General features: G+C 59.8%; 15 protein-coding genes. 10 read left to right on the forward strand and 5 right to left on the reverse strand.

Annotated features, from left to right (window positions below; genetic code table 11):
* Window positions 1–283 precede the first annotated feature (283 nt).
* Together V6L81_RS13195 and V6L81_RS13200 are read right to left on the reverse strand one after the other, a co-directional pair.
* A complete protein-coding gene (locus V6L81_RS13195; RefSeq protein ID WP_095020999.1) occupies window positions 284–1030 on the reverse strand; it encodes an amidohydrolase in 747 nt (248 codons plus the stop codon).
* A gap of 91 nt (window positions 1031–1121) precedes the next feature.
* Window positions 1122–1478, reverse strand: a complete 357-nt coding sequence (locus V6L81_RS13200; protein ID WP_095000542.1) for a hypothetical protein — start codon at window positions 1476–1478, stop codon at window positions 1122–1124.
* A 433-nt stretch (window positions 1479–1911) separates the two neighbouring features.
* On the opposite strand from V6L81_RS13200, the gene V6L81_RS13205 reads away from it, so the two are divergent.
* A complete protein-coding gene (locus V6L81_RS13205) occupies window positions 1912–6768 on the forward strand; it encodes an NAD-glutamate dehydrogenase (protein ID WP_095020998.1) in 4857 nt (1618 codons plus the stop codon).
* 77 nt (window positions 6769–6845) lie between these two features.
* Here V6L81_RS13205 and V6L81_RS13210 read toward each other — a convergent pair whose 3' ends face one another.
* Complete coding sequence (locus V6L81_RS13210; RefSeq protein WP_095000540.1) at window positions 6846–7109, reverse strand: DUF4404 family protein; 264 nt, start codon at window positions 7107–7109, stop codon at window positions 6846–6848.
* 297 nt (window positions 7110–7406) lie between these two features.
* Between V6L81_RS13210 and V6L81_RS13215 the strand changes: the two genes are divergently transcribed.
* From V6L81_RS13215 to rssC, 3 genes are all read left to right on the forward strand, one after another.
* Window positions 7407–8096: a VacJ family lipoprotein gene (locus tag V6L81_RS13215; RefSeq protein WP_095000539.1), complete on the forward strand. Its 690-nt coding sequence runs from the start codon at window positions 7407–7409 to the stop codon at window positions 8094–8096.
* Window positions 8097–8438: 342 nt separating this feature from the next.
* Window positions 8439–9623, forward strand: coding sequence for a two-component system response regulator RssB (gene rssB / locus V6L81_RS13220; protein WP_095000538.1), 1185 nt, complete (start codon window positions 8439–8441; stop codon window positions 9621–9623).
* Window positions 9620–10102, forward strand: a complete 483-nt coding sequence (gene rssC / locus V6L81_RS13225) for an anti-sigma factor antagonist RssC (protein WP_095000537.1) — start codon at window positions 9620–9622, stop codon at window positions 10100–10102. The genes rssB and rssC overlap by 4 nt, the downstream gene beginning before the upstream one ends.
* 95 nt (window positions 10103–10197) lie before the next feature.
* On the opposite strand, the gene V6L81_RS13230 is transcribed toward rssC, so the two are convergent.
* Window positions 10198–11319, reverse strand: coding sequence for an aryl-sulfate sulfotransferase (locus V6L81_RS13230; protein ID WP_095025858.1), 1122 nt, complete (start codon window positions 11317–11319; stop codon window positions 10198–10200).
* A gap of 82 nt (window positions 11320–11401) precedes the next feature.
* Between V6L81_RS13230 and V6L81_RS13235 the strand changes: the two genes are divergently transcribed.
* The gene (locus V6L81_RS13235) at window positions 11402–12472 is read left to right on the forward strand and encodes a helix-turn-helix domain-containing protein (RefSeq protein ID WP_338660019.1); all 1071 of its coding nucleotides are present in this window, start codon (window positions 11402–11404) and stop codon (window positions 12470–12472) included.
* Between the two features lie 56 nt (window positions 12473–12528).
* On the opposite strand, the gene V6L81_RS13240 is transcribed toward V6L81_RS13235, so the two are convergent.
* Window positions 12529–13437: a LysR family transcriptional regulator gene (locus V6L81_RS13240; RefSeq protein WP_130871603.1), complete on the reverse strand. Its 909-nt coding sequence runs from the start codon at window positions 13435–13437 to the stop codon at window positions 12529–12531.
* A gap of 124 nt (window positions 13438–13561) precedes the next feature.
* Here V6L81_RS13240 and V6L81_RS13245 point away from each other — a divergent pair, with 124 nt between their 5' ends.
* From V6L81_RS13245 to V6L81_RS13265, 5 genes are read left to right on the forward strand one after another with little or no spacing between them, the layout of a single operon-like run.
* Window positions 13562–14389, forward strand: coding sequence for a MaoC family dehydratase N-terminal domain-containing protein (locus tag V6L81_RS13245; protein ID WP_095026873.1), 828 nt, complete (start codon window positions 13562–13564; stop codon window positions 14387–14389).
* Between the two features lie 21 nt (window positions 14390–14410).
* The gene (locus V6L81_RS13250; protein WP_095000532.1) at window positions 14411–15574 is read left to right on the forward strand and encodes an acyl-CoA dehydrogenase family protein; all 1164 of its coding nucleotides are present in this window, start codon (window positions 14411–14413) and stop codon (window positions 15572–15574) included.
* Between the two features lie 16 nt (window positions 15575–15590).
* The gene (locus tag V6L81_RS13255) at window positions 15591–15983 is read left to right on the forward strand and encodes a VOC family protein (protein WP_095018112.1); all 393 of its coding nucleotides are present in this window, start codon (window positions 15591–15593) and stop codon (window positions 15981–15983) included.
* Window positions 15980–17350, forward strand: coding sequence for an MmgE/PrpD family protein (locus tag V6L81_RS13260; RefSeq protein WP_095025855.1), 1371 nt, complete (start codon window positions 15980–15982; stop codon window positions 17348–17350). The genes V6L81_RS13255 and V6L81_RS13260 overlap by 4 nt, the downstream gene beginning before the upstream one ends.
* A complete protein-coding gene (locus V6L81_RS13265; protein ID WP_150629041.1) occupies window positions 17347–18552 on the forward strand; it encodes a CaiB/BaiF CoA-transferase family protein in 1206 nt (401 codons plus the stop codon). Before V6L81_RS13260 ends, V6L81_RS13265 begins: the two co-directional genes overlap by 4 nt.
* Window positions 18553–18559 lie beyond the last annotated feature (7 nt).

Here is an 18559-nt window from a genome sequence, read left to right on the forward strand (position 1 = left end):
AATTACACCGGGGCTGGGGGCGTTACTTTAATCCATTGGAGGCTCTGCGGACTAATGGCGGTGGGGATTTTTACAGGAAAAACCTGAAATGCCCGGGCTTGTTGAGATTGGTGCTCATCTGCACGGGGTCTTGTAGCCGCTGATGAGCGTAGCGAGGCTGCGAACGGCTGCGCAGCAGTCGTAAATCCCGGCCATCCGATAGTTCGGCTGCACCGCGTCTATCGGATTAGCGAACGCTTTGCGTTCGATCTTGGCCTCGCTACGCTCGTCAGCGGCTACAGGATTAAAAGCCATAAAAGCTGCGTGCGTTATGCCACAGGGCTTTGTGTGCGCCATCTTCGCCAAGGGCCTCTACCAGCAAGGCGATATCGTTGTCCTCAAAGGCCCGTGGCGCCCGGGTTGATGGCAGGTCCGTAGCAAACATCAGGGCGTCGGGGTTGATGCTATGGATCTGTTGCAGTACTTGCGGCACGGCAAAATCAACCCGGCCAAAACCGCAGGCCTTGATCCGCACGCCGTGCTCCGCCAGGCGCAGCAGGCTGGGCAGGCCCTCATGGCTTAAACCCAGATGGTCGATGCTCAGCGCCGGCAGGCGTCGCAACCGGTCTTCCAGCCCTGACAGTTCCCGTGAGTCAACGTACAGCTCGGAATGCCAGCCCACTTGTTCATGCACGCGCATGGCCAATGATTCGAGCTGGTCAAGTTGTTCGGAGCCTCCGCGCTTGAGGTTGAAGCGCAGGGCGCGGATGCCCTGCCGGCGCAGGGTCTGCAGCTCGGCATCGGTGACACTGGCGGGCAACTGGGTCACGCCCACAAACCCCGGGCCTAAACGCTTGAGTGCAGCGATCAGGTAGCTCTGGTCGTAGCCCTGAAAGGAACCCGATACCACGGCACCGCCCACGATACCCAGGGGGGTGGCCCGGGCCAGGTAGTCATCGACACTGAAGAACTCGGGCACATAGCCATTGTTGGGAATCAGCGGGTAGGCGCTGTCAATGATATGGCAGTGGGCATCGAAGATCGGGCGCATGGTGGTGAGCTCCAGTGGAAGTGTATGACTGTGGGAGCGAGCCTGCGCGCTCCCACAATGTGCCCTGCAAGACTCCCTTCCTCATGGAGGATTAATTCAGCTCGCTGATATAGGTACCGGTGCCCTTGAGGATGTTCTGCAGGGTCTCTTCGACTTCGCCAAGGTCTGCCGCAGGGGTGTTGTGGAGGATTTCCAGGTGGTCATCGCCCTTGAGAACGTCCGCATCACCCGCGCCGATTTCGATCAGCAGGCGGGTAGGGCTCAAGGTGACCTTGACGCCGTCCAGGGTCGAAGGCTCGTCTTCCAGGGTGATTTCCAGCTCGTCTTCGTCCGGGTAACGGGTCATCAGAAACATTTCGCCGCTGTCGGTGTGGCAGCACAGCATGGCCATATTGTCTTCTTCGTCGTCGCACGGGTTGGCGAGCAGGTGGTCGGTGGTCATTTGCATGGGTAATTCCTGGCGCTCTGGGCGCGGGTAGGTCGATCAGAGGCCAATTTTGCCAGCCTGAACCGATTTGTGCAGGTTTGAATGGAACAACTGGGCAAATGGTCAGTCATTTCTGTTGCTCGCTACGGAAACTACGGTGCTTTTATGAAGGTTTTTCGCTTGCCGATGCTAGGGTTGTTCTATGTCCGCCCTGGCGGTTGCGTCCCGATGACCGAATATGTCGCCGCACCGTAAGCAGGCCGTACAGCGCAATCGTTAAGCTGCGCGGTGATTGTTATCTCTAAAGACACAGCCTGTTCAACCGGCAGTCGTTTTTGTAGATCACCATCCTTGCAGGTGAATGTGACCCGTGGGTCACGGCCAGCTTCACCTCCTCACGCGGGAACAACACGCGACGCTTCTCTCAATAACAAGCCCAAGCGGAGTACCACAGATGGCGTTCTTCACCGCAGCCAGCAAAGCCGACTTCCAGCATCAACTGCAAGCGGCACTGGCGCAGCACATCAGTGAACAGGCACTGCCACAAGTGGCGCTGTTCGCCGAGCAATTCTTCGGCATCATTTCTCTGGATGAACTTACCCAGCGGCGCATGTCCGACCTCGCCGGCTGCACGCTGTCGGCGTGGCGCCTGCTGGAGCGTTTCGACCCGGCCCAGCCGCAAGTGCGGGTGTTCAACCCCGACTACGAGCGCCACGGCTGGCAGTCCACCCACACGGCAGTTGAAGTCCTGCACCACGACCTGCCGTTTCTGGTGGACTCGGTGCGTACCGAGCTGAACCGTCGCGGTTACAGCATTCATACCCTGCAAACCACGGTGTTGAGCGTGCGTCGCGGCGGCAAAGGCGAGTTGCTGGAAATCCTGCCCAAGGGCACCACGGGGGAAGGCGTCTCGCAAGAGTCGCTGATGTACCTGGAAATCGATCGCTGCGCACACGCTGCCGAATTGAATGTGCTGAGCAAGGAACTGGAGCAGGTTCTGGGTGAAGTACGGGTTGCCGTGGCTGACTTCGAGCCGATGAAGGCCAAGGTGCAGGAGCTGCTGGCCAGTGTCGACAACTGCCAGTACGCCGTCGATGCCGATGAGAAAGCCGAAGTCAAAAGCTTCCTGGAATGGCTGGTGGGCAACCACTTCACCTTCCTGGGCTATGAAGAATTTGTGGTGCGTGACGATGCCGATGGCGGTCATATCGAATATGACCCCGACTCGTTCCTGGGCTTGACCAAGCTGTTGCGCGCCGGGCTCACCGCCGAAGACCTGCGTATCGAAGACTACGCCGTCAGCTACCTGCGCGAGCCGACCCTGCTGTCGTTCGCCAAGGCCGCGCACCCGAGCCGTGTGCATCGCCCGGCGTACCCGGACTATGTGTCGATTCGCCAGATCGATGCCAGCGGCAAGGTCATCAAGGAGTGCCGCTTTATGGGCCTGTACACCTCTTCGGTGTACGGCGAGAGCGTGCGGGTGATCCCTTATATTCGTCGCAAGGTGGCAGAAATCGAGCGCCGCTCGGGCTTCCAGGCCAAGGCTCACCTGGGCAAGGAACTGGCTCAGGTGGTGGAAGTCCTGCCCCGTGACGACCTGTTCCAGACTCCGGTGGACGAACTGTTCAACACCGTGATGTCGATCGTGCAAATCCAGGAGCGCAACAAGATTCGCGTGTTCCTGCGCAAGGACCCGTACGGCCGCTTCTGCTATTGCCTGGCCTACGTACCGCGGGATATCTATTCCACCGAAGTGCGGCAGAAAATCCAGCAGGTGCTGATGGAGCGTCTGCAGGCGTCGGATTGCGAGTTCTGGACCTTCTTCTCGGAGTCGGTGCTGGCCCGCGTGCAGCTGATTCTGCGGGTTGACCCGAAAAACCGCATCGATATCGACCCGCTGTTGCTGGAAAAAGAAGTGGTCCAGGCCTGCCGCAGCTGGCAGGACGACTACGCCAGCCTGGTGGTCGAAAGTTTTGGCGAGGCCAATGGCACCAAGGTGCTGGCCGATTTCCCCAAAGGTTTCCCGGCAGGCTATCGCGAGCGCTTTGCTGCACATTCGGCCGTGGTCGACATGCAGCACCTGATGAACCTGAGCGAAAAGAACCCGCTGGTGATGAGTTTCTATCAGCCGCTGGGGCAAAGTGCCGGTCAGGAGCTGCATTGCAAGCTGTATCACGCCGATACGCCGCTGGCCCTGTCCGATGTCCTGCCGATTCTGGAGAACCTCGGCCTGCGCGTGCTGGGCGAGTTCCCGTACCGTTTGCGGCATGCCAATGGCCGTGAGTTCTGGATCCATGACTTCGCCTTTACCGCTGGCGAAGGCTTGAACCTGGATATCCAGCAACTCAACGACACGCTGCAGGATGCGTTCGTGCATATCGTACGCGGCGATGCCGAGAACGATGCGTTCAACCGCCTGGTACTGACTGCCGGCCTGCCATGGCGCGACGTGGCGCTGCTGCGTGCGTACGCGCGTTACCTGAAGCAGATTCGCCTGGGTTTTGACCTGGGTTATATCGCCAGCACCCTGAACAACCACACCGACATCGCCCGCGAGTTGACCCGGCTGTTCAAGACCCGCTTCTACCTGGCGCGCAAGCTGACGGCCGAAGACCTCGAAGACAAGCAGCTGCGTCTGGAACAGGCGATCCTGACAGCGCTGGACGATGTGCAGGTGCTCAACGAAGACCGCATCCTGCGTCGCTACCTGGACTTGATCAAAGCCACGTTGCGCACCAACTTCTACCAGCCGGATGGCAACGGTCACAACCGTTCGTACTTCAGCTTCAAGTTCAACCCGCACCTGATCCCCGAGCTGCCAAGGCCGGTGCCGAAGTTTGAAATCTTCGTCTACTCGCCGCGGGTTGAAGGCGTGCACTTGCGCTTCGGCAACGTGGCCCGTGGCGGCTTGCGCTGGTCGGACCGTGAAGAAGACTTCCGCACCGAAGTGCTGGGCCTGGTAAAAGCCCAGCAAGTGAAAAACTCGGTCATTGTGCCGGTGGGTGCCAAAGGCGGCTTCGTGCCGCGCCGCCTGCCGCTGGGCGGCGGCCGTGATGAAATCCAGGCCGAGGCGATTGCCTGCTACCGGATCTTTATTTCCGGCCTGCTGGACATCACCGACAACTTGAAAGACGGCGCATTGGTACCGCCGTTGAACGTGGTCCGTCACGATGATGATGACCCGTACCTGGTGGTGGCTGCCGACAAGGGCACCGCGACCTTCTCCGATATCGCCAACGGCATTGCCATCGATTACGGCTTCTGGCTGGGCGATGCGTTCGCTTCGGGCGGTTCGGCCGGTTATGACCATAAAAAGATGGGCATTACCGCCAAAGGTGCCTGGGTTGGCGTGCAGCGTCACTTTAAAGAGCGCGGGATCAACGTTCAGAAAGACAGCATCAGCGTGGTCGGTATCGGCGATATGGCCGGTGACGTGTTCGGCAACGGCCTGCTGATGTCCGATCAGTTGCAACTGGTCGCGGCGTTCAACCACCTGCATATCTTTATCGACCCGAACCCGGAGCCTGCCAGCAGCTTCGCCGAGCGTCAGCGCCTGTTCGATCTGCCGCGTTCGGCGTGGTCGGACTACGACACCGGCATCATGTCGGCGGGCGGCGGGATCTTCTCGCGCAGCGCGAAAAGCATCGCCATCTCCGCGCAGATGAAAGAGCGCTTCGCGATTACCGCTGACAGGCTGACCCCCACCGAACTGCTCAATGCCTTGCTCAAGGCCCCGGTGGACCTGCTGTGGAACGGCGGTATCGGCACCTACGTCAAGGCCAGTAGCGAAAGCCATGCCGATGTCGGCGACAAGGCCAATGATGCATTACGGGTCAACGGCAATGAGCTGCGCTGCAAGGTGGTAGGCGAGGGCGGCAACCTGGGCATGACCCAGCTGGGCCGTGTCGAGTTCAACCTCAATGGCGGCGGCTCCAATACGGACTTTATCGATAATGCCGGCGGTGTGGACTGCTCTGACCACGAAGTGAATATCAAGATCCTGCTCAATGAAGTGGTGCAGGCCGGCGATATGACCGAGAAGCAGCGTAACCAGCTGCTGGGCAGCATGACCGATGAGGTGGGCGGCCTGGTCCTGGGCAACAACTACAAGCAGACCCAGGCCATTTCGCTGGCCGCGCGCAAGGCCTATGAGCGGATTGCCGAATACAAGCGCCTGATGAACGATCTGGAAGCCCGTGGCAAGCTGGACCGTGCCATCGAGTTCCTGCCGTCAGAAGAGCAGCTCAACGAGCGCGTAGCGGCGGGCCACGGTCTGACCCGTGCCGAGCTGTCGGTGTTGATCTCCTACAGCAAGATCGACCTTAAAGAGGCGCTGCTCAACTCCCGGGTGCCGGATGACGACTACCTGACCCGGGACATGGAAACCGCGTTCCCGCCGATGCTGGTGAGCAAATTTGCCGAAGCCATGCGTCGCCATCGCCTGAAGCGTGAAATCGTCAGCACCCAGATTGCCAACGATCTGGTCAACCATATGGGCATCACCTTTGTCGAGCGCCTGAAAGAGTCGACGGGGATGAGTGCTGCCAACGTGGCCGGCGCCTACGTCATCGTGCGTGATATTTTCCACCTGCCGCACTGGTTCCGGCAGATCGAGGCGCTGGACTATCAGGTACCGGCTGAAATCCAGCTGGCGCTGATGGATGAGTTGATGCGTCTGGGTCGCCGCGCTACACGCTGGTTCCTGCGCAGCCGTCGTAACGAGCTGGATGCTGCACGGGATGTGGCGCATTTCGGCCCGCATCTGGCGGCATTGGGCCTCAAGCTCGACGAACTGCTGGAAGGACCGACCCGCGAAGGCTGGCAGACCCGCTATCAGGCCTACGTCGAGGCGGGCGTGCCGGAGTTGCTGGCGCGCATGGTAGCGGGTACCACGCACCTGTATACCCTGTTGCCGATTATCGAGGCTTCGGATGTCACCGGGCAAAATGCTGCGGATGTGGCCAAGACGTACTTCGCCGTGGGCAGTGCGCTGGACCTGACCTGGTACTTGCAGCAGATCAGCAACCTGCCGGTGGAGAACAACTGGCAGGCCCTGGCCCGCGAGGCGTTCCGCGACGATATCGACTGGCAGCAGCGGGCAATTACCATTTCGGTGTTGCAGATGACCGAGGCCGGGGAAAGTATCGAGGCACGGCTGGCGCTGTGGCTTGAACAGAACCACTCGATGGTTGAGCGCTGGCGCTCGATGCTGGTGGATCTGCGTGCCGCCACCGGCAGCGACTATGCCATGTACGCGGTGGCCAACCGCGAGCTGCTGGACCTGGCGTTAAGCGGTCAATCAGGGCTCTGACAGCCTGAGTTGCAAAACAAAGCCCCGGCTCATGTGCAATGAGTCGGGGCTTTTTTGTTTCTGGGGGTTACCGGAAATCAGATGCCGATATTGCCCAAGGTTTGCACGATGCTGCGCAGGGTAACGGCGAGAGTGGGATGATCGACCTCAAAGCGCTCTACAGCGAGGTTGACGCTGTCGGCAAGGCTGGAATCGTTGGTCGCTTTTTCGATGTCGATCTGAGCCTGGATTTGTGTGGCGAGCTGGTTCAAGTGTTCACGCTCTTCCTGGGTGAGCGGCGGGTTCTGTTCCAGTTGCTCGCGCAAGGTATTGAGTTGTTCTTGCAGATCGCGGGCAGGCATAGCATTCATCCTTTATTGATAGGCTCTGGTGTAGACCTTCGAAGTGAGCAAAAGGTCTGTCTCTAGATTAATCCACTCGCGGGCGAAGTGCATGATCTCTATCAAAATCCCCGGTGCGTGTTTTTGTCGTTCAGGCGGGTGGTTTTAAAAGAATCGGCAGCGGGGGGAACGTCTATCTTTTATACAAGTCTGTTTAGGCGATTGCTTGGGGGCTGCCTAAAAGCCATTTGCCGTTATACTGATGTTCAGACTCAGGGCATAGCGCCCAAGTGTTGAGTAACTTCAGGGAGTTTTGCTATGCGCTGGACTGTTCGTCTCGCCCCATTGTTTGTCTGTGCCGGTGTGGCCATGATGCCGTTTGCTGCCAATGCCGCCACCGAGGATGACCCGTGGGAAGGGTTTAACCGGGTTGTGTTCAAGTTTAACGACACCCTCGACACCTATGCCCTGAAGCCGATTGCCCAGGGCTACCAGTTCATCACTCCGCAGTTTCTGGAGGATGGCATCCACAATATGTACCGCAACGTCGGTGACGTGCGCAACCTGGCCAACAACGTGCTGCAGGTAAAACCCCACGCTGCGGGCGTGGATACCGCCCGTTTGCTGATGAACACCATTATCGGTGTCGGCGGCTTCTTTGATGTGGGCACCAAGATGGGCCTGCAGCGCAACGACGAAGACTTTGGCCAGACCCTTGGCTACTGGGGGCTGAGCAGCGGCCCTTACCTTGTATTGCCGCTGCTGGGCCCAAGTACGGTGCGAGATGCCCTGGGCATCTACCCGGACTCCTATGCCGAACCTTACCGCTACATGCATGACGTTTCAGCACGTAACACCGTTGCCGGGATGAAAATCATCGATGCCCGCGCCAATCTGCTGTCGGCCGAAAAATTGATCACGGGGGATAAATACATCTTTATCCGCAATGCGTATCTGCAAAGCCGTGAATTCAAGGTCAAGGACGGACAGGTTGTCGACGACTTCTGAGTCGTTTGACCGATGCGCAAAAAACGGCCCTTGTGGCCGTTTTTTGTATGGGTGCAGATGAGAATCAATCGGCTTTGCGGCCTTTGTTACCAAGGTTTTAGTTGCCGTAAACGTGGTTCTTATAACCCGCAGTAATTTAACGTGACGAACACCTCAAGCCGCTATCGGCCTGAGCTTGAAACACCCCGCGGATGGGAGTACCGTCTGCGCCTTACACGGGCACCTTTGTAGGATCGAGCAATACAGTCGATTTGAATCAGGGATGTTCACAAGCCATTTCAGTTGTTGAGCCCGACGTTTACGAGCTTCAACGACAACCTAATTCTGGCGCCATTTGCCCACATGCAAAAAACCAGTGCCACGCTGCTGATCATTGATGACGACCAGGTAGTACGCGCAAGTCTGGCGGCCTACCTGGAAGACAGCGGCTTCAGCGTCCTTCAGGCCAATAATGGCTTGCAAGGCCTTCAGATGTTCGAGCAAGAGCAGCCAGATCTGATCATCTGTGACCTGCGCATGCCGCAAATGAGTGGCCTGGAGGTGATTCGCCAGGTTGCCCAGCGGTCGGCGCAAACGCCGGTGATCGTCATCTCGGGCGCAGGCGTGATGAGCGATGTGGTCGAGGCTTTGCGCCTTGGCGCTGCCGACTACCTGATCAAGCCGCTGGAAGACCTTGCCGTGCTGGAGCATTCGGTTCACCGAGCTCTGGATCGTGCGCGGTTGCAGCTTGAGAACCAGCGCTACCGTGAGAAGCTGGAGTCGGCCAACCGGGAACTGGAAGCCAGCCTGCATTTGCTGCAGGAAGACCAGAACGCCGGCCGGCAGGTGCAGATGAACATGCTGCCGGTCAGCCCCTGGACCACTGATGAGTTCAGTTTTGCCCACAAGATCATCCCGTCACTGTATCTGTCCGGGGATTTTGTCGACTACTTCCGGGTTGACGAGCGTCGGGTCGCTTTTTATCTGGCGGATGTTTCCGGGCACGGCGCCTCTTCGGCCTTTGTCACGGTGCTGCTCAAGTTCATGACCACGCGCCTGCTGTTCGAGTCCAAGCGCAATGGCACCTTGCCGGAGTTCAAGCCCTCCGAAGTGCTTGGGCATATCAACCGTGGTCTGATCAACTGCAAGCTGGGCAAGCACGTGACCATGGTGGGCGGTGTGATCAATGAAGAAAGCGGCGAGCTGACCTATAGCATTGGCGGGCACTTGCCGCTGCCGGTGCTCTACACTCCAGACAGTGTCCGTTATCTGGAAGGGCGGGGTTTGCCCGTTGGCCTGTTCAACGAAGCCACCTATGAAGACCAGGTTATGAAATTGCCTGAAGCTTTCAGCCTGACTCTGATGTCTGACGGTATCCTGGATCTTTTGACCGAGCCGACGCTCAAAGAGAAAGAAGCTGCTTTGCCGCAACGGGTGAAAGCAGCAGGCGGCAGCCTGGATGGTCTGCGCAAAGTGTTTGGATTAGCTACGCTAGGGGAGATGCCGGATGATATCGCCTTGTTGGTGTTGAGCAGGAATCTTAAATGAGTACCGGTAGAATTCAGTTCGCCGAACAGGACGGCACTTTTGTCCTGAAGTTTGTGGGTGAAGTGCGTCTGACGTTGTGTTCGGCACTGGATGCGACGATCGAGAGGATTTTCACGGCGTTGAATTTCAATGCCATCGTGATTGACCTCACCGAAACCCGCAGTATCGACAGCACCACCTTGGGTTTGCTGGCGAAACTGTCGATATTGTCGCGCCAAAAAACAGGCCTGTTACCGACTGTTGTCACCACCCACGAAGACATCACCCGGCTGCTGGAGTCGATGGGCTTCGATCAGGTGTTCAACATCATCGGCAAGCCGATCCCTTGCCCGGATTGCCTGACCGACCTGCCTTCGCAGGATCAGACAGAAGAAGTTGTGCGGGTAAAAGTGCTGGAAGCGCACAAGATTCTGATGGGGCTCAACGACTCCAACCGTGAAGCTTTCCATGATCTGGTGAATGCACTCGAGCGGAATTGATTTCCGGTCGCCTCATCCCGCAGGTTGTCAAAGATCAAAAGCCCCTCACCACGCCTCTCCCTCCGGGAGAGGCGTGGTGAGGGGCTTTTAGCTTTTTATGTTACAACCAACCATGGTATTTCCCGGCGCTGATAACGGTGCGCGCGGAAGATCGCGTTGTTTTCACCCGGCAGATAGGCTCTGGAGGCTGCATCCGGGTACGGGGCAAAGAAGGGATTGATATATTCCCAGACCACTTCTCCCGTCGGCGTGATTTCAAACAGTCGACCAAAATTGGCCTCGGTCACCAGCGTATTGCCGTTGTGCAGGCGTTGCGCGCCGCCCATGAACGGGGTGAAAAAGGCATAGCCCGGGGTATCGGCGTACTGCCACACGATCTGTTGGCTCAGTGGCTCTATTTCCAGTATTCGTGAGTGCGGCATGCTGGTATGTGGCCGAAAGATGCCGTTGTCGAATACCAGCACGTTGCCGTTTTCCAGCTCGCTCGGGCAGTGCTGTTGCGCAACCAGATCATGGCCCAGGCGCCACAGCACCTTACTGCTGCTGCGCGAAATGGCAATCACCGCAGAGACGCTGCGCAGGCTGAGAATGATCTTGCCATCGCGGCCCGGCGAGACGGCGTTGGTCATCGGCCAGTGGTAGCGCTCAAACGCATCATGCAGCGGATAGTCTTCAGGGCGCAGGTGCTCCCAGCTGCGCCACTCCCACACCACATGGCCCTGGCGGTCGACTTCTTTGACCACATCGGCATAGATCACCCCGCCGGGTGCTTCGCTGCCAGGAATGCCACCCACCACGCGCGCGGCCAGCTGCGGGCTCAGCGGTTCAACGGTGGTGTAGAGCAGATGACCGTTGTCCAGCCATTGGGCATCGTGATGGTGCATCAGGTCAGTGTGTTCCCAGACCACTTCTCCCTCGGCAGTGACTTCGCTGAAGGCGCCGCCGTGCCAGACTGACCAGCCCGTAAACAACTCTGGCGAGTCGGGGTGGTTGCCGTTGTATCCCAGGTTGCCGTTGCGCAGTATTACGGCGTCGCGGCCGGGGCGCCAGGGCAGCTTCCAGCGGTGTACGATTTCGCCTTCCAGATCGATCAGGAATACATTGCCATCTGCCGTTTGCGGGGCGAACAGTGTGTAGCCACCGGCGCTACGGGCGTGGTCGACGCCGACCAGACCGGTCTTGTGGCGCTTCAGGGTGGTGTTGTGCAGTTTTGACATGGTGCCACTCCCACTAGGTTCCACTGGTATTGTGCGCGGCAGGGGAGCATTGTCGGTCTCCCCTGTGTGCGTGGAATCGAGTATGTCGAGGCAAACCGTGGCGCTCCATGCCAAACACCCCTCTTTTGCTGCCATGCCGGGCGCCACGCCGCGTACGGTGGTGGTGCTGGCATTCGATGAGCTGTTGTTGCTCAACGCCGCGGGGCCACTTGAGGTCTTCGCCGCGATACCGCGGCTGTTGGGCGGCACTTTTGCCAGCGATCCACCTTATCGGCTGTTGCTCGTATCGCCCATGGGAGGCCAGATAACCTCGGTTTCCGGGATCAGCGTCAATACACTGTCCCTGGAACAGATCGACCAGCAAGCGGACGTTATCGACACCCTGATCGTGGCAGGGGGGCCGGGTGTGGCAGCACTTGAAGCCAGCGTACCTGTGTGCAGCTGGTTGCGCCGCCGCGCCACGGCCGTACGCAGGCTGTGTTCCATAGGTACTGGTACATTCGCCTTGGCCGCTGCCGGTCTGCTTGAGGGGCGCAAGGTGGTGACCCACTGGAAGTTTGCCGAAGAACTGCAAGCCCGCTACCCGACGCTCCAGTGCCAGACTGAAGGGTTGTACCTGCATGACGCGAATCTGTGGACGTGCGCGGGAGCTGCTGCCGGTATCGACCTGGCGCTGGGGCTGGTGGAGCAGGATCTCGGCCCCCATGCGGCATTGGAGCTGGCGCGCTATTTCACCGTTTTCGTATGGCGCTCGGCGGCTCAACCCCAGCTCAGCGCTTCGCTCAATGCCCAGTCCCTGGCTTTGCGTACAGCCCCTGACGTGCGCCTGGTGCGTCTGCATGCCTGGATTGCAGCCAACCTGCAAAGCGACCTGCGTGTGGAAATACTGGCGGAGCAATTTGGCATGAGTGCGCGCCACTTTGCCCGTGCCTACGTGGCCACTACTGGCCATACACCTGCACATGCGGTAGAGCTCTTACGTATTGAAGCTGCCTGCCAGTTGCTGAGAACCACCAGCGAGCCGATCAAACGGATAGCCGAAACCGCAGGTTTTGGTCGGGAAGAGCGTATGCGGCGAGGGTTTCACAAGCACTTGGGCATCGGCCCGCAGCATTACCGCAACCAGAGTCGATGCGCTGCACCGCAAGGCTGATCTGACGGCTTATCGCATGCCGGGTCTGATCGCTGGCCAAGGATATCGGTGCAGGACTAATTGCCTGGTTCAACGCTCTTGTGATGCTCCAGCACCCTGTTGATCAAGGCCCGGGTCACCTTGGGCAGTGCCTGCAGGTCGCGCACCAGAATGCTGCGTTCGCGCACCCGCCAGGGCTCGTCCAGTTCGATCACCGACAGGCCCATGGTCTGCTGGTGACGACGGGCCGAAGACTCCGGCAGGATGGCGATACCCACCCCGGCTTCGACCATCCGGCACATCGCTTCGAAGCTGTAGACCTTGATGCGCATGTTCAGGGTATTGCCGTGCAGGGCGACCTGCTCATTTAAAAATCGCAGCAGGGTAGTGCCTTCGTGCAGGCCGATATGCGGATAGGCCAGGGTTTCGGCCAGCTTGATCGACCTGGAGCGGGCCAGGGGGTGATCCAGTGAGGTGACCAGGATCAATTGGTCGGTGCTGAAGTGGATGACCTGCAGGCTGTCAGCCTCGACCGGACCGGCAATGATGCCCATATCCGTTGAGCCATCCATGACCCCGCGGACGATATCGCGGCTCAGGCGCTCTTGCAGGTCCACTGTTACACCGGGGCGTTCGGCAAGAAAACCGGCCAGGATACCGGGCAAGAATTCAGTGGCCGCCGTGGTGTTGGCAAAGATCCTGATATGCCCCGACGCGTCGGTGTCGTACTCGGTGAACTCGCTTTTCATATAGTCCACCTGGCGCATGATCATCCGCGCATGGTGCAAGAACAGTTCACCGGCGGGGGTCAGTTCAACCCCGCGGCTGTCGCGGTACAACAGGCGGCTGGCCAGGTTCTCTTCCAGGCTCTTGATCCGTGCACTGGCGGCTGGCGGCGAGATAAACGCCTTGCGCGCACCCTGGGTGAGGCTGGGGGATTCGGCGATATGAATAAACAGGCGCAGGTCGACAAGATCAAAATGCATGGCTGATTTCCGTTGGGCTTGAGCGTTAAGCAAAACCGAACGCCCCCTTACCGAAACGCAGATTCACAGATCGCCCGGCTTTTGGCAATCATGGCCAAAATAACAAGCCACGGGGCAATCACCGATGAGCGATAACGCACTGGCCGACTGGATCGGTCGTACTGAAGAAATCCATGACGTTCTTAGCCTGAACCTGGTCACCCGTATCGCCGCTACCTTCGGTGAGAAGGTGCCGCAGGCCGGGGAGCCTCTGCCGGCGTTGTGGCAGTGGTGTTTCTTTCAGCCCACGGTAGAGGAACAGGGGCTGGGTGATGATGGTCACCCGGCCCGGGGCGGCTTTTTGCCTCCGGCCCACAACCGCAACCGCATGTGGGCGGGCGGGCGTGTCGAGTTCTTTACTCCGCTCAGGGTGGATGCCAGGGCGACGCGTTTTTCCACCATTCTCGATGTTCGGGAAAAACTCGGTAAAACCGGCTCGCTGCTGTTTGTCACTGTCCAGCATGACTATCTGCAGGACGGCCAACTGGCCATTCGCGAAGAACAGGACATTGTCTACCGCGAACCAACCCCGCCCAAGCTGGCAGAGGGCGAGCCCTTGCCTGCGGGCATCTGGCAGGAGTCGATCACGCCGAGCCCCACCTTGCTGTTCCGCTACTCGGCGGTCACCTTCAATGGCCATCGCATCCATTACGACTGGCCTTATGCGACCGCAACGGAAGGCTACCCGGGGCTGGTGGTACACGGGCCGCTGATGGCCACCCTCAGCCTCCGAGCTTTTTGCCGCGCCAATCCCCAGGCCCAAGTGCGGCGCTTTGCCTATCGCGGCGTGCGGCCGTTGATTGCACCTCAGCCCTTTGTGCTGCGGGGGCGTGTCGTGGCGGCGGGCAAAGCCGAGTTGTGGGTGGGCAACGCAGAGGGTATCGCCCAGCAGGGCGAAGTGAGCTTCGACTAATAACGACAACAAGGAGCGCTAATGAATCCGTATCTGAACGAAGACTATAACGCCATTCGCGAGGGTGTCCGCGCCCTGTGTGCGGAGTTTCCAGCCGAGTACTGGCGCAAGATTGACGAAGACAAGGGCTTTCCTGAAGCCTTTGTCGCCGCCATGACCGAAGCCGGCTGGTTGTCGGCGATGATCCCCGAGCACTACGGCGGTTCGGGCCTGGGGCTGGCTGAGGCCTCGGTGATTCTTGAGGAAGTGAACCACTGTGGCGGCAACTCCGGCACCGTGCATGGCCAGATGTACAATATGTTTACCTTGCTGCGTCACGGCAGCGAGGCGCAAAAAAGTTATTACCTGCCCCGGCTGGCCAGTGGCGAGCTGCGCTTGCAGTCGATGGCAGTGACCGAGCCGACCACGGGCACCGACACCACCAAGATCAAAACCACTGCCGTGCGCCAGGGCGACACGTATGTGATCAATGGCCAGAAGGTGTGGATTTCGCGGGTTCAGCATTCCGACCTGATGATCCTGCTGGCCCGCACCACGCCGTTGGCCGACGTGCAGAAAAAAGCCGACGGCATGTCGATCTTTCTGGTCGATCTGCGCGAAGCCATCGGCAACGGCCTGACCGTGCAGCCGATTGCCAATATGGTCAATCACGAAACCAACGAGCTGTTTTTCGACAACCTGGTAATCCCCGCCAGCAGCCTGATCGGCGAAGAGGGCAAGGGCTTTCGTTATATCCTTGACGGGCTCAATGCCGAGCGCACGCTGATCGCCGCTGAATGCATCGGTGATGGCCGCTGGTTCAATGAAAAGTCTGCACAGTACGCCCGTGATCGTGTGGTATTCGGTCGTCCGATCGGGCAGAACCAGGGCGTACAGTTCCCGATTGCCGAAGCCCATATCGAGCTGGAAGCCGCTGACCTGATGCGCTGGCGCGCCTGCGAAGAATACGACAGTGGGGGTAAAGCCGGGGCGGCGGCCAATATGGCCAAGTACCTGGCAGCCAAGGCCAGCTGGGAAGCGGCCAATGCCTGCCTGCAAACCCACGGCGGTTTCGGTTTTGCCAATGAGTATGACGTCGAGCGCAAGTTTCGCGAGACCCGTCTGTACCAGGTGGCGCCCATCTCCACCAACCTGATCCTGTCCTATGTGGCCGAGCATCTGCTCGAGTTGCCGCGTTCCTTTTAATTAACGGAGACAGAACATGCAGATCAGTCATCTGGACCATCTGGTCCTGACAGTACGGGATATCCCCACAAGTCTGGATTTTTACAGCCGGGTGCTGGGCATGCAGCCCGTGGTGTTCGGTCAGGGCCGCCATGCCCTTGGGTTCGGCCAGCAAAAGATCAACCTGCACCAGGCCGGTGCCGAGTTCGAGCCCAAGGCCAGCCAGCCACTGCCGGGTTCGGCAGACCTGTGTTTTATCGTCGCGACCCCATTGGATGCTGTAATCGAGCAGCTGCACGGCCTGGGTGTTGCCATCCTCGAGGGGCCGGTCATGCGCACCGGTGCCCAGGGGCCGATTCGCTCGATTTACCTGCGTGACCCGGATCTGAACCTGATCGAGTTGTCCAATCGAGTGGAGAGCGCGGCATGAGTCAGCACACGCAAGCGCTCACCCGTTTTTTGGCCAGCCTGGATTACCAGCAATTACCCGAAGCCGTTATCAGCCGTACTGAAGAGCTGTTTCTCGACTGGCTGGGATCGGCCCTGGCCAGTCAGGGCGCGCACCCGATCCCGTTGTTTGAACGCTACGTGGCGAAGATGGGCCCGGGCACCGGGCCTGCCGGTATTCTGGTCAATGGCCAGACCACCTCGGCGTATTTTGCCGCGCTGGTCAATGGCGCCAGCTCCCATTTGGTGGAGCAGGACGACCTGCATAACAGCTCCGTGCTGCACCCGGCGACCGTGGTGTTTCCTGCGGTGCTGGCGGCGGCACAGGACCTGGGAAAATCGGGTCGCGATCTGATTGTCGCCGCCGTCGCCGGTTATGAAGCGGGCATTCGCATCGGTGAGTTTCTTGGCCGTTCGCATTACCGCATCTTTCACACCACGGCTACGGTCGGCACCCTGGCGGCAGCGGTGGGGGTCGGCAAGCTGATGGGGTTCAACCCGCAGCAGTTCACCCACCTGCTGGGCACTGCCGGGACCCAGGCCGCGGGCCTGTGGGAGTTTCTGCGCGATGCCGCGGACTCCAAGCAGCTGCATACCGCCAAGGCCGCCGCTGATGGTTTGCTGGCTGCTTACCTGACGGGCGAAGGTCTGAGCGGTGCGCAAAATATTCTTGAGGGTGAGCAGGGCATGGCTGCCGGCATGTCCAGCGACGCCAACCCGGCGTGCCTGTCCGATCGCCTGGGCAGCCGCTGGGCGCTGACGGAGACTTCGTTCAAGTTTCACGCCTCGTGCCGCCACACCCACCCGGCGGCCGATGCGCTGCTGGCGTTGATGCAGCGGGAGGGGCTTGGAGCAGAGGATATCGCCAGTGTCACCACCCGCGTCCATCAAGCCGCCATCGATGTATTGGGCCGCGTAGAGGTACCGCAGAGCGTGCACCAGGCCAAGTTTTCCATGGGCACGGTGCTGGGCCTGATTGCCGTCTATGGCAAGGCCGGCTTGCCCGAGTTTCATCAACATGCGCTGAGCGATGCGCGCGTTGGCGCGTTTCGCGACAAGGTGCGCATGGTCCTCGATAACGACGTTGACGATGCGTATCCACAACGCTGGCTGGGCCGGGTGCTGGTGACCACGGTGCAGGGGCGCAGCCTGCAGGGCAGCATCGATGAGCCCAGAGGCGACCCGGGCAATACGTTGAGCCGCGCCGAACTGGAAGACAAGTTTCGCCGCCTGCTGGCCTTCTCGGGAGCGCGTAGCGACGAACAGGCCAGCGGGCTGCTCGAGCAGGTCTGGCACCTGCGCCATCTTGACGACTTGAGTGTACTGACCTGCATCGGGAGACCATCATGACCGCCACCGCGCACAAACCCCGGCCGCTGGACGGTATTACCGTGATCAGCCTGGAGCACGCTATCGCCGCGCCGTTTTGCACCCGCCAGCTGGCTGACCTCGGTGCACGGGTGATCAAGATCGAGCGCCCCGGCTCCGGCGACTTTGCCCGCGACTATGACGGGCGGGTCAACGGTCTGGCCTCGCACTTTGTCTGGACCAACCGCTCCAAGGAAAGCCTGACCCTCAACGTCAAGCAGCAGCAAGCTGCCGACGTGCTCGACAAGCTGCTGGCCACGGCCGATGTGCTGGTACAGAACCTGGCGCCGGGGGCGGCAGAACGTATGGGGTTGTCGTTTGCAACCCTGCATGAGCGTTTCCCGCGGTTGATCGTCTGCGATATTTCCGGTTACGGCGAAGGCGGACCCTACGAGCAGAAAAAGGCTTACGACCTGCTGATCCAGAGTGAAGGCGGGTTTTTGTCGGTGACCGGCGGGCCGGATGAACATGACATGGCCAAGGCCGGTTGCTCGATTGCCGATATCGCTGCAGGCATGTATGCCTACACCGGAGTGCTTTCGGCGCTGCTGCTGCGGGACAAGACCGGGGAGGGCAGCCGTATCGATGTGTCGATGCTCGAAAGCCTGGTGGAGTGGATGAACTACCCGCTGTATTACGCCTACGACGGTGCCGCGCCCCCGCCGCGGGCGGGGGCCGCGCATGCCACCATCTACCCCTACGGCCCGTTCCCTGCCGGCGACGGTGGCACAGTGATGCTTGGCCTGCAGAATGAACGCGAATGGCAGCAATTTTGCGACAGGGTGTTGCTACAGCCAGACCTGGCGAGCAACCCGCGCTTTAATGCCAATGCGCGGCGCTCAGAGAATCGCAGCGAGTTGCGGGCCATCATTGTCGAAACCTTTGCCGGAATGGGTACCGATGAAGTGATTGCCCGGCTCGACGGGGCATCGATTGCCAATGCCCATGTCAACGATATGGCCGGTGTGTGGGCTCATCCGCAACTGGCCGCCCGTAAACGCTGGCGCGAAGTGGACAGCCCGGCGGGCAAGTTGCCGGCGCTGCTGCCACCGGGGTGCAACACCGCTTTCGAGCCACGTATGGAGGCGGTTCCCGGTCTGGGCCAGCACACCGACAGTCTGCTGGGTGAACTGGGTTATGGCGCGGACGAGATCCAGCGTCTGCATCAACAAGGAGCGGTATAAGGCATGG

This window comes from Pseudomonas bubulae, from assembly GCF_037023725.1.
Classification (GTDB): domain Bacteria; phylum Pseudomonadota; class Gammaproteobacteria; order Pseudomonadales; family Pseudomonadaceae; genus Aquipseudomonas; species Aquipseudomonas bubulae.

Coding starts and splice junctions, on each gene's coding strand:
- V6L81_RS13195 (WP_095020999.1), bottom strand. CDS start 1,030: ATGCGCCCGATCTTCGATGCCCACTGCCATATCATTGACAGCGCCTAC.
- V6L81_RS13200 (WP_095000542.1), bottom strand. CDS start 1,478: ATGCAAATGACCACCGACCACCTGCTCGCCAACCCGTGCGACGACGAA.
- V6L81_RS13205 (WP_095020998.1), top strand. CDS start 1,912: ATGGCGTTCTTCACCGCAGCCAGCAAAGCCGACTTCCAGCATCAACTG.
- V6L81_RS13210 (WP_095000540.1), bottom strand. CDS start 7,109: ATGCCTGCCCGCGATCTGCAAGAACAACTCAATACCTTGCGCGAGCAA.
- V6L81_RS13215 (WP_095000539.1), top strand. CDS start 7,407: ATGCGCTGGACTGTTCGTCTCGCCCCATTGTTTGTCTGTGCCGGTGTG.
- rssB (WP_095000538.1), top strand. CDS start 8,439: ATGCAAAAAACCAGTGCCACGCTGCTGATCATTGATGACGACCAGGTA.
- rssC (WP_095000537.1), top strand. CDS start 9,620: ATGAGTACCGGTAGAATTCAGTTCGCCGAACAGGACGGCACTTTTGTC.
- V6L81_RS13230 (WP_095025858.1), bottom strand. CDS start 11,319: ATGTCAAAACTGCACAACACCACCCTGAAGCGCCACAAGACCGGTCTG.
- V6L81_RS13235 (WP_338660019.1), top strand. CDS start 11,402: ATGTCGAGGCAAACCGTGGCGCTCCATGCCAAACACCCCTCTTTTGCT.
- V6L81_RS13240 (WP_130871603.1), bottom strand. CDS start 13,437: ATGCATTTTGATCTTGTCGACCTGCGCCTGTTTATTCATATCGCCGAA.
- V6L81_RS13245 (WP_095026873.1), top strand. CDS start 13,562: ATGAGCGATAACGCACTGGCCGACTGGATCGGTCGTACTGAAGAAATC.
- V6L81_RS13250 (WP_095000532.1), top strand. CDS start 14,411: ATGAATCCGTATCTGAACGAAGACTATAACGCCATTCGCGAGGGTGTC.
- V6L81_RS13255 (WP_095018112.1), top strand. CDS start 15,591: ATGCAGATCAGTCATCTGGACCATCTGGTCCTGACAGTACGGGATATC.
- V6L81_RS13260 (WP_095025855.1), top strand. CDS start 15,980: ATGAGTCAGCACACGCAAGCGCTCACCCGTTTTTTGGCCAGCCTGGAT.
- V6L81_RS13265 (WP_150629041.1), top strand. CDS start 17,347: ATGACCGCCACCGCGCACAAACCCCGGCCGCTGGACGGTATTACCGTG.